This is a genomic window from Micromonospora sp. CNZ286, assembly GCF_014207755.1.
Map to the genome: position 1 here is coordinate 4,241,147 of NZ_JACHIZ010000001.1, position 16,792 is coordinate 4,257,938.

At 70.1% G+C, this 16,792-nt stretch carries 14 protein-coding genes; 6 read left to right on the top strand and 8 right to left on the bottom strand.

The genetic code is table 11. The annotated features are described in order from the left end of the window. Positions 1-591: 591 nt before the first annotated feature. The 7 genes from FHX31_RS18415 to FHX31_RS18445 all read right to left on the bottom strand — a co-directional run bounded on the left by FHX31_RS18415 (position 592) and on the right by FHX31_RS18445 (position 6,598). Entirely contained in the window at positions 592-1,896 is a 1,305-nt protein-coding gene (locus tag FHX31_RS18415; protein ID WP_184976884.1) for an AcrVA2 family anti-CRISPR protein, read from the bottom strand. Further along, complete coding sequence (locus tag FHX31_RS18420) at positions 1,893-2,576, bottom strand: GGDEF domain-containing protein (RefSeq protein WP_184976885.1); 684 nt, start codon at positions 2,574-2,576, stop codon at positions 1,893-1,895. Before FHX31_RS18420 ends, FHX31_RS18415 begins: the two co-directional genes overlap by 4 nt. Before the next feature lie 242 nt (positions 2,577-2,818). Beyond that, the gene (locus FHX31_RS18425) at positions 2,819-3,097 is read right to left on the bottom strand and encodes a hypothetical protein (RefSeq protein ID WP_184976886.1); all 279 of its coding nucleotides are present in this window, start codon (positions 3,095-3,097) and stop codon (positions 2,819-2,821) included. A gap of 232 nt (positions 3,098-3,329) precedes the next feature. After that, positions 3,330-3,782: a hypothetical protein gene (locus FHX31_RS18430; RefSeq protein WP_184976887.1), complete on the bottom strand. Its 453-nt coding sequence runs from the start codon at positions 3,780-3,782 to the stop codon at positions 3,330-3,332. A 5-nt stretch (positions 3,783-3,787) separates the two neighbouring features. Further along, complete coding sequence (locus tag FHX31_RS18435) at positions 3,788-4,834, bottom strand: DUF4192 domain-containing protein (protein ID WP_402882280.1); 1,047 nt, start codon at positions 4,832-4,834, stop codon at positions 3,788-3,790. A 419-nt stretch (positions 4,835-5,253) separates the two neighbouring features. Further along, a complete protein-coding gene (locus tag FHX31_RS18440; protein WP_184976888.1) occupies positions 5,254-6,096 on the bottom strand; it encodes a TRM11 family SAM-dependent methyltransferase in 843 nt (280 codons plus the stop codon). Then, positions 6,089-6,598, bottom strand: a complete 510-nt coding sequence (locus FHX31_RS18445) for a hypothetical protein (RefSeq protein WP_486481693.1) — start codon at positions 6,596-6,598, stop codon at positions 6,089-6,091. Before FHX31_RS18445 ends, FHX31_RS18440 begins: the two co-directional genes overlap by 8 nt. A gap of 387 nt (positions 6,599-6,985) precedes the next feature. On the opposite strand from FHX31_RS18445, the gene FHX31_RS18450 reads away from it, so the two are divergent. Next, the gene (locus FHX31_RS18450; protein WP_221488099.1) at positions 6,986-7,714 is read left to right on the top strand and encodes a hypothetical protein; all 729 of its coding nucleotides are present in this window, start codon (positions 6,986-6,988) and stop codon (positions 7,712-7,714) included. Positions 7,715-7,881: 167 nt separating this feature from the next. Here the strand turns inward: FHX31_RS18450 and FHX31_RS18455 are convergent, their stop codons facing one another. Then, positions 7,882-9,855, bottom strand: coding sequence for a hypothetical protein (locus FHX31_RS18455; protein WP_041784359.1), 1,974 nt, complete (start codon positions 9,853-9,855; stop codon positions 7,882-7,884). A gap of 400 nt (positions 9,856-10,255) precedes the next feature. On the opposite strand from FHX31_RS18455, the gene FHX31_RS18460 reads away from it, so the two are divergent. The 5 genes from FHX31_RS18460 to FHX31_RS18480 are packed head-to-tail and all read left to right on the top strand — an operon-like array spanning position 10,256 to position 16,630. Then, on the top strand, positions 10,256-10,546 hold the full coding sequence (locus FHX31_RS18460; protein WP_013477380.1) for a pilin: 291 nt from the start codon (positions 10,256-10,258) through the stop codon (positions 10,544-10,546). 2 nt (positions 10,547-10,548) lie between these two features. Beyond that, complete coding sequence (locus tag FHX31_RS18465; RefSeq protein ID WP_013477381.1) at positions 10,549-11,529, top strand: conjugal transfer protein TrbL family protein; 981 nt, start codon at positions 10,549-10,551, stop codon at positions 11,527-11,529. A gap of 3 nt (positions 11,530-11,532) precedes the next feature. After that, complete coding sequence (locus tag FHX31_RS18470) at positions 11,533-12,426, top strand: PrgI family protein (RefSeq protein WP_184976890.1); 894 nt, start codon at positions 11,533-11,535, stop codon at positions 12,424-12,426. Next, positions 12,423-14,174 carry a VirB4 family type IV secretion system protein gene (locus FHX31_RS18475; RefSeq protein ID WP_184976891.1) on the top strand — a complete coding sequence of 584 codons (1,752 nt, stop codon included), beginning with the start codon at positions 12,423-12,425 and terminating at the stop codon, positions 14,172-14,174. Before FHX31_RS18470 ends, FHX31_RS18475 begins: the two co-directional genes overlap by 4 nt. After that, on the top strand, positions 14,171-16,630 hold the full coding sequence (locus FHX31_RS18480; protein ID WP_184976892.1) for a type IV secretion system DNA-binding domain-containing protein: 2,460 nt from the start codon (positions 14,171-14,173) through the stop codon (positions 16,628-16,630). The genes FHX31_RS18475 and FHX31_RS18480 overlap by 4 nt, the downstream gene beginning before the upstream one ends. Positions 16,631-16,792: the final 162 nt, after the last annotated feature.

Consider the following 16,792-nt stretch of genomic DNA (forward strand, 5'->3'; position numbering starts at 1 on the left):
GCCGTGGAACAAGCTCCACCCGCAACCGAGGGCCGGCTCACCGCTGTAGGTGTGACTCACCCGCCCGCGATGCCTCATCGTCGCGCATCCCGACCAGGGCCAGCCGTCGGAGGAGTCGGTGAGCGACCGGTTGGACATCGACACCCGTGGTCGACCGGGTACGCCGCCGTGACGCCGTTGACGGGGATCGACGAGCATGATGCTGGGCGTGGAGGAGTGCCGCGTTTCCCGAGGTTAGGAGCGCGAGCCGGTTGGCGCTGCTCCCAATCTGCTCCCAATTTAAGGGGCAACAACGCGAAAGCCCGTTACCGGTTGTTCCGGTGACGGGCTCGCTACCTGCAAACATTTACGGTGGGCGATACTGGGATCGAACCAGTGACCTCTTCGGTGTGAACGTAGTCGTCTACTCGGCCGGGACCCGGACGACGAAGCGTCTCCATCGCCGAGTCATAGAGGCGCGCTTCCTTGGCTTTCGCGGCTCAGTGCCGGGTGAGTGTCGGTCGATCTCGCCGTGGAGGCTGCTGTACGCAGAGGTGAGTCCTTGCTATCGGTGGTGACAGGGGACGGCCCCTGTCACCACCTGACATCAGGTCATGCTGGTCGTGGGGTGGGCAGCTCACCCTGCGGTTTGCGGCTGCTGAGCATGCGAACGGTGGTGCTGGTCTTCACCGGTGACTCGGCTGGCCCTTTCAGGAATGGGTTGATGTAGACCGGGCGGCGAAGCGATCGGCCTGGGCCGTGGGCTTGGTTACGCCAGTGGCCGGAGACCCAGAACCGGCTGCTCTGACGGCGCCCTTGCTCCCCTGGTTCCGCGTCGGCTGCGTCGCTCGGGCTGCGGCGGCCGCGGATCCGCACGATGCGTACCTCTGGTTGGTCCCGCTTGGTGCGGGCGTAGGCCTTGGCGATGGCTTTGTCGACCCTCGCGACGTCGACCTCTGCGGCCTTCTGCGTGATCAGCAGCCATGTAGCGATCAGGGTTGCCGCGGGGTGGTCGGCATCGATCAGCTGCTGCTCGCTGAGGTGGGCGGCCGTCATGGGTACGAGCCAGCCGACTTGCTCCCGGAGCCGTTGCAGGGGTTTGCCGTCGAGCCCTGCTCCGATGGCGCGGTAGAGGACCAGCTGCCAGCCGTCGTTGGCCGCGGTCCAGGAGGCGGCGGTGATCTGGTGTGGGGTCACGGGCCGCGACCAGGTGATGAGTACGTTGGCCGGCGGGCCGATGTCGTGGCCAATGGCCAGATTGGTGAGTTGGGTGGCAGCGTGTTCGGCGAGGTCGGTGAAGTCGTCGTCGATCCAGTACAGGCGCGACTGGTCGAGTCCGTCAGCGACCTGGCCGCGTGCTCCGGTGAGTCCGAGCGCAGCGGGCAGGTCGTCGTTGCTCCGGTAGAAGTGGGTAAGCCGGTCGCGCACCTTGGGCAGATCCTTGGCTGCGATGGATGACGCTGGCCAGGGGGTCGTGGTGAGGAGCGTGCGGTCGGGGAGACGGTCGTCGAGGAACGCCAGGTGCAGCTCCTCGATGCGCCCTCGTACCTCCGGGTTGGTGCCGACGTCGAGGGCTTGGACGGCGCGGTCGACGACCAGGTCTGGGCGGTCGTCGTCGATGTGGGTTTGGCAGGTGGCGCATGCTGCCCACGTCTCGCCGAAGTTCTGCACGAGAGTGGCGGTGGAGCCGATGGCGACGGCGGTGACGTTGCCGCCGTGCAGCGTCCAGATCGGGTACGGGTCGCCGCAGAAGTCGCAGGTCCGGCGGACGGTGGCGAGGTGGCTGACCGGGACGGGTATGGGGGTGTGTCCGTCGGTGGCGAGGTGGACCGGGTGAACGTGGGTGGGTGGTGTGCCGAGGGTGTTGAGCGGGACCAGGCAGGTGCGGCAGGCCATCTCCTCGGGCGGGGCGGTCATGCTGGGGCTCCGTCGATCGGGCGTCGGCGGTCGCGTAGGCGTGGTCCGCGGCGGTGGGGCGCGGGTGGCATGGTCATGCCTGGCTGGTAGGTGGCGTGACGGTTCCGCCCGTTGCGCTTGGCGTGGTACATGGCGACGTCGGCCCGGTGGAGCGCGACGTCGGTGAGCGGATCGGTGGCTTCGGCGAGGGCCAGGCCGATGCTGGCGGTGACGAAATGCTCGTCGGTGCCGAAGGGGATGGGCTCGGCGATGATCGTCGCGAGCGCGTCGGCGATGCGGTCCGGGTCGCCAGCGTGAGTTGGAAGGAGGACGGCGTATTCGTCGCCGGCGAGCCGTGCGGCGGCGCCGCCGTGGAGGGCGGCGAGGTCGGTGATGCGGTCGCCGATGGTGATGAGGAGTTGGTCGCCGTGGTCGTGGCCGTGGGTGTCGTTGACGGTTTTGAAGTCGTCGAGGTCGATCAGGGCGACGGTGATCGGCTGGGCGGGGGTTTGTTCGGTGAGGGCGGTGTGGGCGGTGTGGAGGCCGGCGCGGTTGAGCATGCCGGTGAGCGGGTCGTGGAGCATGGAGCGGTGGGTGTCGGCGAGTTGGTGGCGTAGGCGGTGGATGGTCGGCCAGGCGGTGAGCCGGCCCAGGGTGTAGGCCACGACCGCGGTGGCGATCATGAGCAGTGGTCGGGACACTGGGGTCCTCCTTTCGGGAGAACCCGGGACGCGGTCGTTTGGTAGGCGGCGCGTCCCGGGTCCTGATACGACGACGGCCCGCCTGTGGCGGGCCGGTTTCGGTTCTTGCTGCAAGGACTCGCGGCGCTGGTGGCGAGAGCGTTCGGGCCAGGGGCAGGCCGGCGGCGCCGGACAGAGGGACGTCGCACCGCACTTCAGGTACGACAGCAGCCCGTCACCAGGTGACTGGTCCCGAGATGCTGTCAGCGGCGTACCGGGTGCTTGGCCTGGTCGGCGCGGAGTCTGGCCGGGAGGTCGGCGGGGATCTCGGCGTAGGGCTCAAGGGCCGAGAGCACTTCGGCCGGGTCGAGAATGGTCTCGACCCGGCCGAGGTGGATGACGTCGGGTTGCCGATTGGGCTCGGTTACCGGGTCCCAGGTGAAGTTGACGAGGGTGGCGACGTAGGTGCGGTGTGGGCTCCAGCCGACCTGGATCGTGTACCGGTCGAAGCCCGGCTTGGGCATGAGGGTGTAGAGGCTCATGGGTTCCTTTCGTGGGGATCTCGCGACGTTGCCGAGTCGCTGCCTCCGATGGCCTGCTGGCTGCGAAGGCTGGCGCGGAGACCGCCAGTGGCACTGGTTTTCCGGCGCCGCACTCCCCTGCTCTTGACCCCTCGGGGAAGGCTGGCGGCGCTCGGGCCTGTCAGGCGCGGTCTGCGGTAGGCGCGAGGGGAGGCTGATGTCCCTGGCGGCAGGCGTCCCTCGGGCCGGGGACTCAGGCCGGACGGTGTCGGGCGCGTTCTTCCGCCGCTTCGATGATCTTGTCGCGGCGTGCGGCGGGAAGGCTGGCGAGCAGGTCGACGTAGTGCTGTTCCTGTGGGGTGAGCGGTTCGGCGAAGGCCTGCTTGTAGGCAAGCCGAGCTGCTTCGTGCTCGACCTCGATCGGGCCGCTGTGGTCGTAGGCGGACGCGACCTCGCGCAGTTGCGCGGCTGCGGCGAGAGGGTCTCGGGACAGCGAGGTGTCGTAGAGACGGAAGTTCGCGGGCAGGTCGGCTGCGGTAATGGCGGCGATCAGGCAGTGGTCGGCTTGGACGCTGTAGGGCCACGAGTTGCCGTGGGTGGGTGTTTCGCCGCGGGCGCGCAGGGCGGCACGCTCGGCATACCAGCGCAACCGAGCTTCTTCGGCTCTGCCGGCGAGGGCCAGCAGGATGGCGCGCACCGGATCCATGATCTTTACTCCTGTTCCATCGGGTCGTCGAGCAGGGCGGACGGTTCGGAGTCGACGTCGGCAAGGGCCTCCTCGACGACGGTTGGGGGCACGCCGGCGTACAGGGCTTGAAGGACCGTCTCGGCGAACTGGCAGCTGCCGTCGATACCGAGGGCGTGTTCGGCGGCCATGGCCGCGAGGACACCGTCGCCGCAGCGCCAGGCGGTGACGGCGAGCAGGGTGGCCGGCGCCGGTACGAGCGGCTCGTCGGCGCGGCGGGTGATGTCGGCCCAGAAGTCGACGTGCCGGCTATGCGCCTCGGTGAGGCCGACGGCGAGGTCCCGGATATCCCGGTCGACCAGCAGAGTGGTCAGCCACGCCACCTCGTCGTTGGTGAGTCGTGCTCCCGCGTCGTGTCGACGTAGCGCGTCGCGAACGGCCCGCTCGCCGGCCTCATACATCGCGGTGCCGCCGGCGACGCGCAATGCCTCCAGTCGGATGCGCGCCTCGCGGCTGGCCCGTTGGATGACGCCGCGTGCGGCGCCGCTGACCGGGGTGATCTGGTCGGCGACCGATGCCCGGTCGGGTCGGACGACGACGCCCGCGATGGTCGCTCGGACGGCGACCGTTGATGCGATGGGGTCGAAGTGGGTTCCCTGGGGCGGGCAGCAGGCGGGGTTGGCGCAGATGAGGCTGAACAGGCGATCCCCGGCGATACGCAGCAGGTCGAGGACGGGCAGTCCGGCGGCGACGAAGGCGTCGCTGAGGGCGCGCAGCGCCGGGTCGATGGGGTCCGGCGTGCCGTAGCCGATGATCACCACGTGGGTGAGCGGTTGTTGCCGCTGCACGACGGGGATGAGCTGATCGGCGAAGGCGTCCAGTTGATGTGCGTGCTCTGCGCCGGTCGGTAGATCACCGCGGGCGGCGAAGACGATCCGTCGGTCGTTGCAGGCGATGACGACGGCGCTGCCGTCGCTGGGATGAAAGCCGATGAGGTAGGGCACTGCAGCGGCCAGATCGGCCGGCGAGCGGACTGTCACTTTGTTCTCGGGTAACGACACGATGACCTCCACGATGTGACTCAGGTCGAGCGGATGGGATTACCGACGGGACGCGGGCCGGGCGGGGTGCGAAGACCTGATGCCGGCTGGTGGTGCCGGCGTCGGCGTCCGGCTGGTGACGTACAGCAGCAGGCGGCCACCCGAGTGGTGGCCGCCTGACCGACGGTTGGAGCGTCCGATCGCCAAAGGCGCGAGCGGACTTGATGGATTGCGGCGTGCTGAGGCTGGCGATGGCGGCCGACCGGGGGCGGTGGGCGCGATGCCGTCGCGGACGCGTCAGACGAGCGCGAGAGGAAGAGAAAAGAAGGAGCCCTCAGGCTATTCGGGCTCCCGCAGGCAGGGCCCGACGTGTCAGACCTGGCCATCTGTCAGGGCCTGACAGCCCAACCGCCGCGATGCTGGCAGCTCGGCCGCGGCGCCCACGGAGGCGCCTATGGGCGCCGTAGGACGAGGACGTCCTCGTGTGCGATCAAGTGCATGGGAATGCCGTCGTCGCGGGCGCGGCGCACAGCCAGCAGCACGAACATGTTCGCCCGGTGGACGATCTGCCCGTCGCGGACAGCGGCGAGCATCGCCGCGCACCTCTGCACCGGGATCAGCCCGACCGACCTGGCGACGGTGAGCAGCTCGCCCGGCAGATCTATCAGGTCGTCGCGCTGGCGGCGCACCGGCCGGCAAGTGATCACGACGATCCCGCCGGGGCGCAGAAGCCGGTAGCTGGCGGCGAGGATCGCGGCGAACCCATCGAGCAGACGCGACCAACCACCGTAGGCGAGGTTGCCGCTCTGCCGGTCCCCGTAGTGGTGGTGTCGCTTGCGCACGCCGGCGCTCGTCGTCTGGACCAGGCCATGAGTGCCGCGTCCGTAGGGCGGCGAGGTGAGCACGAGCGCGACTTGGCCGACGATGGTGGCGGGTACCAGGTCGAGCAGGCCGGTGGCGTCGCCGGTGAACACCCGCGCGGTTCCGGGGGCGTTTTGCCCCGTGGCAAGAGCGATGTTGGCCCCGGCGATGGCGGTGTAGCGGGGTTCGATGTCGATGCCGAGTCCATGACGGCCGAGGTGCATGGCCTCGACCAGGGTGGTCCCGACCCCGCACATCGGGTCGAACACCAGATCCCCCGGCCGGCTGTAGGTGGCGATGGCATGAGCAGCCGCGTGGGGCAGCATCTTGGCCGGATGGCTCGACGTCGTCGGAATGTACCGGCCGCGCCGCTGGTCGCGGGCGGGTATCTGGCAGGTCAGCCACACCGAGGTGATCGGAAGCGAGTCACCCATGGCCGTCGCCGCGCTGCGTGGTGCCTCGGGTCAGGATCAGCACGTCGGTGTGGATGTCGAGGTGCGTGCGCAGGCCACGCCGGGGCGGTCGGTCAGCCGCCACGACGTGCTGCAGATACATCAGTCCGCTCCGCTTGGCGGCGACGACCACGTCGACAGGCAGGGCAACGTTGTCGTGCGGCAGCAGCACCGCGACACAGCCACCAGGCAGCAAACTCGCACGGCAGCGGGTGAAGAACTCTTCCGGTGCGGCGGCCTCGTGGGGCGGCCAGCCGGAGACGATCAGCGTCGCCGGTTCCGGGCCCCGCTCTCCAGGACCCGCCAGGGTCAGATGGGCACGGCGCTGCGTGCCGATAATCGCGCGGGCCAACTGCGGCCCCACCGTCAAGTCGATGATCAGATCGGATGGGTGGCTGAGATTGTGGACCAGCCGCACGCCCATCGCGTTGGACATGGTCTCCCCCGCCTGCGGCGCGGGGACCGGCCACACGGTGATCGGCACGGGCGGGTCGCCGGGCACCACATCCCCTACAGGATCGGGTGCGCGACGTGGATTCTTGTCGGTCATAGGCACGTGGCCCCCGGACCGGCGGACGTACTGACGATTCCCAGGGCCACGCTGACAGGCCGATCGAACCCACCCCCGGTCTGACAGGACCCATCACCCCGGCGGCAAGCGGCGCCAGGTCAGCAGGTCGACCCACTCTGACCGGTGTGGACCTGACAGGGTCGGATCGGACACGACCCGTCCGACCCTGACAACCGACTCTGGTGTCAGGCTGAGCTGTCCCAATCGAGGGCCTCGGGAACGTCGCACCAGGCGACGTCCTCCGGTCGAGGGGACCTCACCGTGGCACCAACGACGCATGCAACGCCGACCCACACGGCGTTGAGCGCCGCCGAGAAGGCGTTCGAGCTGCTGACCTGCGAACCCGCACCGCTGATGTTCGACGCACGGCCAGTGCCAGGCCTGCCGGACAGGCCACTGCCCTTGGACGAGCTACGCACGTTGCTGCTCGGCGAGCATCACAGCAGCGACACCACCGACGTGCTGTGGCGACAGCTGGCCCACCACGCCCGCGAGTGGGGGCCGGCCTGGGTCGTAGGCGCGATCGGCGTCGCGCTCCCGGCGCTGACGCACCTCGCGGCAAGGATCAGCCGCGGCAGGCCGAGGCACGCCGACGACGTGGACTCCGAAGTCCTCGCTGGCTTCCTTGACGCTCTCCGCACCGCAGACCTTGCGCCGCCGCGGTTATGGCTCCGGTTGTGCTGGGCCGCCTGGCGCGCCGCGGTCGCGGTCGTCAAGGTCGACGACGGTGAGGAACTGCCACCCGACCTCGCTACCGGCTCGCGGTCACCCAGAATGCCCTACGGGCATCCTGACCTGCTGCTCGGCCGGGCAGCAGCCGCCGGCCTGATCACCCCCGACACCGCCGAACTGATCAGCGCGACCCGTTTCGGCGACGCCCTGATCGAGCACTTGGCCAGCGAGCAAGGCGTGACCGCATCTGCACTGCGGATGCGCCGGCGTCGCGCCGAGCACCTCGTGGCCGCCGCTGTCAGCCGGGGCGACCTGTCCGGCCCAAGTCCTTCCGACTACCGCGCTCACAGGCCCTGACTATGGCTGTGGGCTAACCGAGCCCTCGGGACGGGGAGAGACCGATTGAACCGCGAGGACCCAACCCGCGCCTGCTCCGCTCGGCGCGCGGCAGATGAGGGCGTTCTTAGCTATCGGCTCCAGGGTTGGCGAGTTTAGTGACGATATGTCGAGCGCAGGTGGTCCGGCTACGGGGTGCGCGGTCGGCGGCGAAGTGTGTGTCGTAGGTGCGTCACACGCAGTCGCCAGGCCAGTCGTTCGGCGGTGACTGCCGCCCGGCCAAGCCAGGCGCCGCGCTCCCTCGGCGCTCTACCGATCGGGTTGCTGAGCAACGCGGTGATTTCGTCGCGATCCCGCCGATCGCCGGTGCGGATCTGTGTGATTGGCGCCGGTCCGGCGACAACGGCGAGGAGGGTCACCGCGCGCAGGACGAGAACGGCATAGGCGGGGGTGAGGGGTGTGGGCAGGCCGTGGGCGATGTCGTTGCGCAGGTTCGCCCCCCAAGGCCCGGCGAGCAACCACGTGAAGAAGTACGCCCATGATTCGTCCAGGGCGATGTCTTCGAGCTTGGCAAGCAGGCTGTAGAGGCCGGGATAGCCGCCAGGGCTGTTTGCGGCTTCGGCGCGGTAGATGCCTTCATCGAGTTCGATCAGCAATGCGCGGGCAGCAGCCTCGAACTTGGGGGTGGCCAGATGCAGGCACGACTCGATGTCGCGGTGCCAAAAATGCCGGAAGGCCTTGGCAAGGCTGCGGGCCAAGGCTGGATCGCGGGCACCGCGAGTGAGTAGATAGTCGACCAAGCCGTCCTCAGTGGGAATGCCGTAGCGGTCGGCGAGCCGATACATGCCGGTGGCGACAAGCCGGCCGTAGTTCTCTGCGCGGACCTCGGCGAAGAAGGCGAGCTCCTGCTTCTCGACGTCCGCCTCGGTAGCAGCGCTTGCTCGGGGCAGGCCGTCGGCGAACCGAACCGGGCGCAGAATCAGGCTCAGGAAGTTGTCGTCGCGGGTGTCCGCAGCGAGCGCGCGCAGCACGGCGATGTCGCCAGTCGGGCACCTGCTCTCGAGGAACTCGTCCATGGCCTCCTGCCAGTCGGCAGGGCGGGTGAACAAATCCAGGAATGGCTCGATTCGGTGAGCGGGTACCTCCGTGGAAGCGGCGATTGTCTGCCACGGCATGTCGATGCTCTGCATTCCCGCGACGGCTCGGCGTTCGAGATCACCGAGGCCGCGATCGCGGGCGATCTGCGCGGCCGTGGTGAGCCGGGCCATCCGTACCATAGGGCTCGGGGCTGTGTCGGCGTCACGAAAATAGGCGTTGACTTCGTCGCGGGCAATGGCCCGCAGGGTGGCGGGGTCCTGGGTACGGGTGCGGCGATAGCGTGCGACAGCGGTCGCGGTCCTGCCGTGCTGGCACACAGTCGCAGCGCGACGGAGCAGGTCATCGACATCGATCGGGTCTGAGGCCAGCGGCGCCTTTTTCGACCGCAGGGGTCCGCGGGCCAGTGCCGCCAGAATCGGTAAGAGTATCCCGGGCCGTTCGCCGGGGCCGTCGGTGATGACGTCGTCGGCGACCTGCGCGAGCAGGACGCGAGTCTGCTCCGCAAGTTCCACGCCGTTGATCTGGCGTGTCAGAGTCCAGGCACGCAGTAGGAACTCTAGGCGGCGCATGTCGATGTCGCCGGTGCCGGCGAGCTGTACGTAGGCCCGCGCGGCCCGGTCGGCATGACGCCCCGCACCAGGCACCCGCCGACACCAGAGCAGATCATTGAACTGGGCGATCGCCGCGGGTTCGCGAGCGTTGCCAGCGACGGCCTGCCATAGCTGAATCACCGGTTCGGTCAGGTCCCGGACGGCCGGTAGCAGTCCATTCCCGCCCACCTTCAGCTCGCAGCCAGGCTCCTCATCACCTCGAGCAAGGCGCAAGGAATACGTCACCGCCCGGCACAGCTCACGCTGCAGCGCGGCGACATCACCGAGTTCGTCGGGAGCCGTGGCTTCCGCGATGGCGGCAGCAGCGGTCCACGCCCTGGCATCCCCGGCCAAAGCGCGATCAACGACGCCAATCGCGAAGCTCACGTGTGCAGGCAGAAAAGTGTAGGGGACCGCCTCGGCTGGCACCTCGTCGGTGGCATTGGGCTGCGCTTCCTCGTGTTCTTCACTCATGCCCTTGCCCTTCGCCCGTTTCCGAAGACCGAGAGTTACAGCTGCACGGCATCTTGTCACCTCGATCGGCTGCGCTGAGCCAGCGCCGGCCGTCCTGAGCAAGGCCAAGGGCCGAATGTTCGCCCGCTCGCTGACCAGTCGTGTCAGGGCGTGACAGGCGACAGGCGGGTTCGATCTGTCTGACAGCGCAGTTCTGGGCGGTGCATGTCCTGCATGGCATGCCCGCCCGGCGGGGGTCGTTCGCGCGGCGGGTCTGAGGTGAGTTTGGCATGGCTGGCGCGGCGTACTGACACCGCGATCCCTGCGCTAGATCGCAAGGGAGGAGCGCCCCCACCGACTCACATCGTTCCCTCCCGAGATCCCCGCCGGGCGGCACACAGAACCGGTTTGGAGTGCCGTCATGCACCTGACGCTGTCCGTCCTGTCGGAGGTCGCCGCCGCGCCACAGCCGGTGGCGGTCAATTCCATCAATCAGGTCATCTCGAACATCACCGGCTGGATCATGGGCATCATCGCGTTGGTCGCGACGATGTTCCTGGTCATCGGCGGTCTGCGGTACATGGCCGCCGGCGGTGACCCGGCCCAGGTCGAGCAGGCCAAGGGCAACTTCAAGTCCGCGTTGGTCGGCTACGCCTTGGCCGTGTTGGCCCCGGTGATCCTGCAGGTGTTGCAGGGCATCCTCGGCGGCTGAGGATGACCACCTGGGTGATGAACGATCTGGTCCGCTGGCTCGCCGAGCGGGTGATCGATCTTCTTGGTGGCCTGCTGGCCTTCCTGACGTCCTCGATCTTCGTATCGCCGGATGTGACCGGGCTGCCGCAGGTGCAGTCGATCGCCGGGAAGAGCGCCCTCGTGGTCGACGCCTGCTTCATTCTCGCAATCATCGCCGCGGGCGCCGCGGTCATGCTGGGCGACACCGTCGAGACCCGCTACACGGTCAAGCAGCTCGTGCCGCGGCTCGTGGTCGGGTTGGTCCTGTCGACGTTCGCGGTTCCGTTGACCGGCATGCTCATCGAGGTGGCGAACGCGTTGACCACGTCGCTTGCCGGCGTGGACGCCCCGACGACCGAGGCGGTCACCTTCGTCAAGGCGCGGCTCGCTTCCACGGTGGGGGACCCGAGTTCAGGCCTGCTGATGCTGATCATCGGGCTGCTGATCGTGGTGCTGATGTTCCTGCTCGTCGGCGGCTGGCTGACCCGCATCGCGGTGCTGGTCGTGTTGGCCGGTGTCGCGCCGGTGGCCTTGGCGTGCCACGCGACCCCTTGGACCGAGGGGGTCGCGCAGTTGTGGTGGCGGTCGGTGCTGGGCTGTCTTGCCACCCCGACGCTCCAGGCGGTCACCTTCTCGGCCGGCGTCAACCTGGTGATCGATCCGCGGGGGAACCTGCCGGTCCTGCTCGGCCTGCCTGGCTCCGACACCCTGAACCTGCTGCTCGTGGTCGTCGTGCTGTGGATGACGGTCAGGATTCCGAGCCTGGTGCGGCGGTTCTCCGGTCAGCAGGGCCGCAGCGTCGGCATCGGCGGCGTCGTCCTGCGAACGGTGGCCCTGCAGGGGATGACCCGCAACCTGGGCCGACTCAGAGCCGCCCCGGTCCGGCGCACACCGCTGGCGTCGAGCAACCCCATCCGCCCGCCCTACCGCCACATGCCCGGCGTCTACCCCAGCCCGGAGTGATCAATGAACAATCTGGATGATGCGGCGCCGCGTGCGGTGGTGCCGGCCAACGTCAACGAGCCCGACCGGGTCGCGTTCGGGCTCACCTTCCGTCAGCTCGGCATCATCGGCGGCGTCGACTTGGCCGCTGCCGGTGTCTACCGCTCGTTCGGGCCTCTGCTGCCGCGGCCCGTGTGGCTCGTCGGCGGCGCTGTCGTGTTCGCTGTCGCGGTCGTGGTGGCGCTCGGCCGCCGCGACGGCCTGCCCTTGGACGTGTGGCTGCGGCACGCCTTCACGCTCTCGCACAGCCCTCGTGTGCTGACACCCGGGACGGCCCGGGCCGTCCCGGGCTTGGCCGTGGAGGGGAAGCCGGTCGTCCCGGCGCTGTTGCGGTCGCCGGTGACGGCGGTCAGCCCCGCTGGTGTGCTCACCAGCGGGGGCAGCGACAAGGTGGTGATCGCCTGCGGCACCACCAACATTCACCTGCGCACCGGCGGGGAGCAGGGCGCGTTGCTGGACGGGTTCGGCCGGTTCCTCAACGGCCTGACCGGGCCGGCGCAGATCGTCGTGGCCGCGCAGCGCCACGACCTCGGCGCACACGCGCATGCTGTCGCCGATCACGCCCGGTGCCTGCCGCACCCGGCGCTGCAGGCCGCCGCCGAGGACCACGCCCGATTCCTGCTGGAGCTCGACGGTGAGCGTGATCCGTTGCGCCGGCAGGTCCTGGCGGTCGTCACCGGCGCGCAAGCGGGCGACACCGCGGTGCGGGCGTTGTCCGGGCTCGGCGTGCACGCCGCCGTGTTGGACGGGTCTGCGGTGTGCGCCGCGCTCGCGGGCGCGGTCGACCCGTTCTCCCCACCGGTGCCCGGCCCGCGCGCGGTGCCCGGCGTCCCCATCACCTTGCGGAGCAGCACATGAACCTGGTGAAGACCCCCAAGAAGAGTGTCCGAGGCGTAGAGGGCATGCCGTCGCCGGCCGCGTTGTCGGTCACCCCGTCGCATGTGCGGGTCGGTGACGGGTACGCCGCCACCTACGTCGTGTGCGGCTACCCGGCGGAGGTCGGCCCGGCGTGGCTCGACCCGCTGCTGTCCTATCCGGGACGCGTCGACGTCGCCGTGCACCTGGAGCCGGTGGTGCCGCAGTTGGCCGCGCCGATGCTGAAGCGTCAACGCGCCCGCCTCGAATCCTCCCGCCGCCTCGACGCCGACGCCGGCCGGCTGGGCGATCCGATGGTCGAGGCCGCCGCAGCCGACGCCGCCGACCTGGCTGAGCGGGTTGCCCGTGGGGCGGCGAAGTTGTTCGAGGTCGCCATCTACGTCACCCTCCATGCCCGCACCCTCGACGACCTGGCCACCCTCACCGCGGGCGTGAAGTCCGCTGCGGCGAGCGTGCTGTTGGACCTGCAGCCGGCGACGTTCCGCCACCAGCAGGGCTGGCTCTCGACGCTGCCGGTCGGGGTGGATCCGCTGCGGATGCGCCGCGTGCTGGACACCACCGCTCTCGCGGCGGCGTTTCCCCTCGCCTCCCCGGACCTTCCCGCCCCCACCCCCGGCGACATAGCCCCGGCGGAGGGGGTGTTGTACGGGGTGAACACGACCTCGAACGGGGTGTTGGTGTGGAACCGGTGGGCGCAGGACAACCACAACTCGGTCGTCCTCGCCCGCTCCGGGGCGGGCAAGAGTTACTTCGTCAAGCTCGACGTTCTGCGCAACCTGTATCAGGGCACGACCGTCAGCGTCATCGACCCGGAGGACGAGTACACCCCTTTGGCCGACCACGTCGGCGGCACGGTCGTGCAGCTGGGCGTGCCGGGGGTGCGCATCAACCCGCTTGACCTGCCCGACGACCGGCGGCCGGATACGCTCACCCGACGGGGCCTGTACCTGCACACGTTGATCGCGGTCATGCTGGGCGCGGCCCCGCCGCCGGCCGAACGCGCCGCCTTGGACCGGGCCATCACCGCCACCTACGCCCGTGCCGGCATCAACGCCGACCCGGGCACCTGGACGAAGCCCGCTCCCCTGCTGCGTGACTTGGCCGAGGTGCTCGCCGGGGACGGGGATCCGGCCGCCGGGCAGCTGGCCGCTCGGCTCGCTCCCTGGACGGTGGGGAACTTCGCCGGCCTGTTCGACGGACCCACCACCACGGTCCCGCACGGGCACCTGGTGGTCTGGTCGCTGCGACACCTGCCCGACGAGCTGCGGACTATCGGCACGCTGTTGGCGCTCGACTCGATCTGGTCGGGCATCGACACCACGCCCGCCGGCGCTGGCCGGGGCCGGCATCTGGTGGTGGTGGATGAGGCGTGGCTGCTGATGCGCGACGGCGAGGGCGCGCGGTTTCTGTTCCGGATGGCGAAGGCGGCTCGCAAGCGGTCGGCGGGGCTGTGCGTCGTCACGCAGGACGCGGCGGATGTGCTGTCGACCGACCTCGGGCTCGCCGTGGTGTCCAACGCCGCGACGCAGGTGCTGATGCGCCAGAGCACCCAGTCCATTGACGCCGTCGTGGAGGCGTTCAACCTCACCGCGGGTGAGGCGCGGCTGCTGCTGGCCGCGCCCCGGGGCGAGGGGCTGCTCGTCGCGGGCCGGTCACGGATCCCGTTCCGTGCCGTCGGTTCGGCCGCGGAGCACACGATCGCTGTCACCGGCATCGGGGTGACCGAGTGACCGCCACCCCGGGCTGGCCCGCCGAGATGGGGCATTGGGTGCTCGCCCGGCCGTGGCTGGCCTTCGTCGCCGCCGCGATCGTTGTCGCGGCGGTGTTCGGGCTTGACCAGGTGCTCGCTTGGCGGCACCGGCGGTTCACCGCCGGCGCGCGATGGCTGACCATCGCCGCCCCACCGCAGGTCACCGCCGAGGCCGCCGCAGCGTTCTGGACCACCCTCACCGGCGTCCTCACACCGTCGGTGTGGCGCCGGCGGGTGTTCGGCTACCCGCATGTTGGCTGGGAGTACACGTGGACCGGCCGCGCGCTGACCATTCGGGTCTGGGTGCCGGGCACGGTGCCGCCCGGCGCGGTCGAGGCCGCCGTCCGCGCGGCCTGGCCCGCCGCCACCATCACCACCACAGATGCCGACGCGCCGATCCCGCCGCAGGTCGGTGAGGGGGTGGGTGGGGCGCACTGGCCGCAGCACCCCGATGGGCTGCCGCTGCGCAGCGACCACGACACCGATCCGCTGCGGGCGCTGCTCGCCGCCGGCGCCGAGGTCGGCCCCCACGAGCACGCCTGCGTGCAGATCCTCGCCCGGCCGGCGCCAGCCCGCCGCGTCCGAGCCGCCCGCCGGGCCGCGGCAACCGCCGCCACCCACCCACGCGGGCAGCCGGACCTGGCCGCGCGGGCGGTGTCGGGTACGGCGAGACTGGCCGTCGAGCCGCTGCTGTGGCTGCTCGACGTGTTTACGCCCAGCCCGTCCAGGCCGCCGCGCGCCTCGGCGGGTCGGGTGGCCGAGCGGGATCCGGTGGCTGCCGCTGAGGCCCGCACGGTGGTGGAGAAGGCGGTGCGGGTGCCGCACTTCGAGATCGCGGTCCGGTTCGCCGTCGCCCGCGACCCGGACACCAAACCACCGGATGCGGGGCGGGCCAGGCAGACCCGTCAGCGGCTGATCGGGCTGGGGCACACCATCGCCTCGGCCGCCGCCACGTACACGGGCCCGAACCGGCTGCGGCGGATGAAGATGCCCCACCCGGTCGCCACCCTCGCCGGGCGCCGGCTGCGGCGGGGGTTCCTGGCCACCGTGGCGGAACTCGCGGCCCTCGCCGCGCTGCCGCAAGACCTCGCCGTGCCCGGCCTGGACCGCGCCCGAGCCAAGGCCGTGCCGGCGCCCGTGCAGGTCCCCGGCGGTGGGCGTGGCGTCAAGATGCTCGGCCGCGCGCAGATGGGCCGGCACAAGGTCGGGTTGACCGTCACCGACGCCCGCCAGCACGTGCACGTGGTCGGCAAGACCGGCGTCGGGAAGTCCACGCTGCTGCTGAACATGATCCTCGGTGACATCAAAGCCGGTCGGGGCACGGTGGTCATCGACCCGCGCGGAGACCTGATCACCGACATCCTCGACCGGCTCCCCGCCACCTCCGCGGACAAGATCGTGATCATCGACCCGGACCAGGAGAACCCCGGCTGCTTCAACCCGCTCGATGACCGGGGGGACCCGCACCTGGCGGTGGACAACCTGGTGGGGATCTTCGCGAAGATCTTCCAAGGGCAGTGGGGGCCGCGGATGGACGACACGATGCGGGTGGCGTGCCTGACGCTGATGCGCCACGCCAAACCGACGCTGAGCCTGGTGCCGTCGCTGTTGCAGGACAAGGACTTCCGGGCCCGGTTCACCCACGGCCTGGACGACCCGGACGGTCTCGGCGGGTTCTGGGTCTGGTACGACGGCATCAACGAGCAGTTCCGCGGGCAGGTCATTGCCCCGGTCCTGGCCCGGCTGCGGGCGTTTCTGTTGCGCGACTTCGTCAAGTCGGTCATCGGCAACGCGCACAGCTCGTTCGACATGGGTCGGGTGCTCGACGGCGGGGTGCTGCTGTGCCGGCTGCCCAAGGGGGTGCTCGGGGAGGAGACGACGCGGATCCTGGGCTCGCTGATTGTCGCTCGCGTCTGGCAGGCCGCCATCGCCCGCGCCAGCATCCCGGAGGACCAGCGCCGCGACGCCGTGCTGTACGTCGACGAGTGTCAGAACTTCCTGACCCTGCCCGGCTCGGTCGGGGACATGCTGGCCGAGGCGCGAGGGTTCCGGCTGGGTCTGGTGCTGGCGCACCAGGACCTGGCGCAGCTACCGAAGGATGTCGCCGCGGCGGTGTCCGCCAACGCCCGGTCGAAGCTGTTCTTCAACGTCGACCCGGCCGACGCCCGGGAGCTGTCGCGCCACACCAGACCGGAGCTCGACGAGCACGACCTCGCCCACCTCGACGTCTACACCGCCGCCGCGCGGCTGCTGGTCGGCAACCGGGAGCTGCCTGCGTTCACGTTCACCACCAATCCGCCGGCGGAGGTGGTGGGTGAGGCGACCGCGATCCGTCAGGAGTGCGCCGCCGCGCACCGCCGCGTCGACGGTGAGCCGCCGATGCAGCAGGTCGCCCGCTCGGCGATGAAACGGCGGATGTCCAGCCGAGAGCGCTAAGCAACGGCCTGCTCGTTTCGGGCCTCGTCCGGGTGCTGCAGTGAGGGCTCGCCTGGGGGTGTCGGCGAGACGAGACCTGACCCGAGCCCTCCTCTACCGGCCTGTCAGATGCCTGACCTGCCCGTACCCGGCCTGCCGTCGGCCTGCCCGCGAGATCAACTC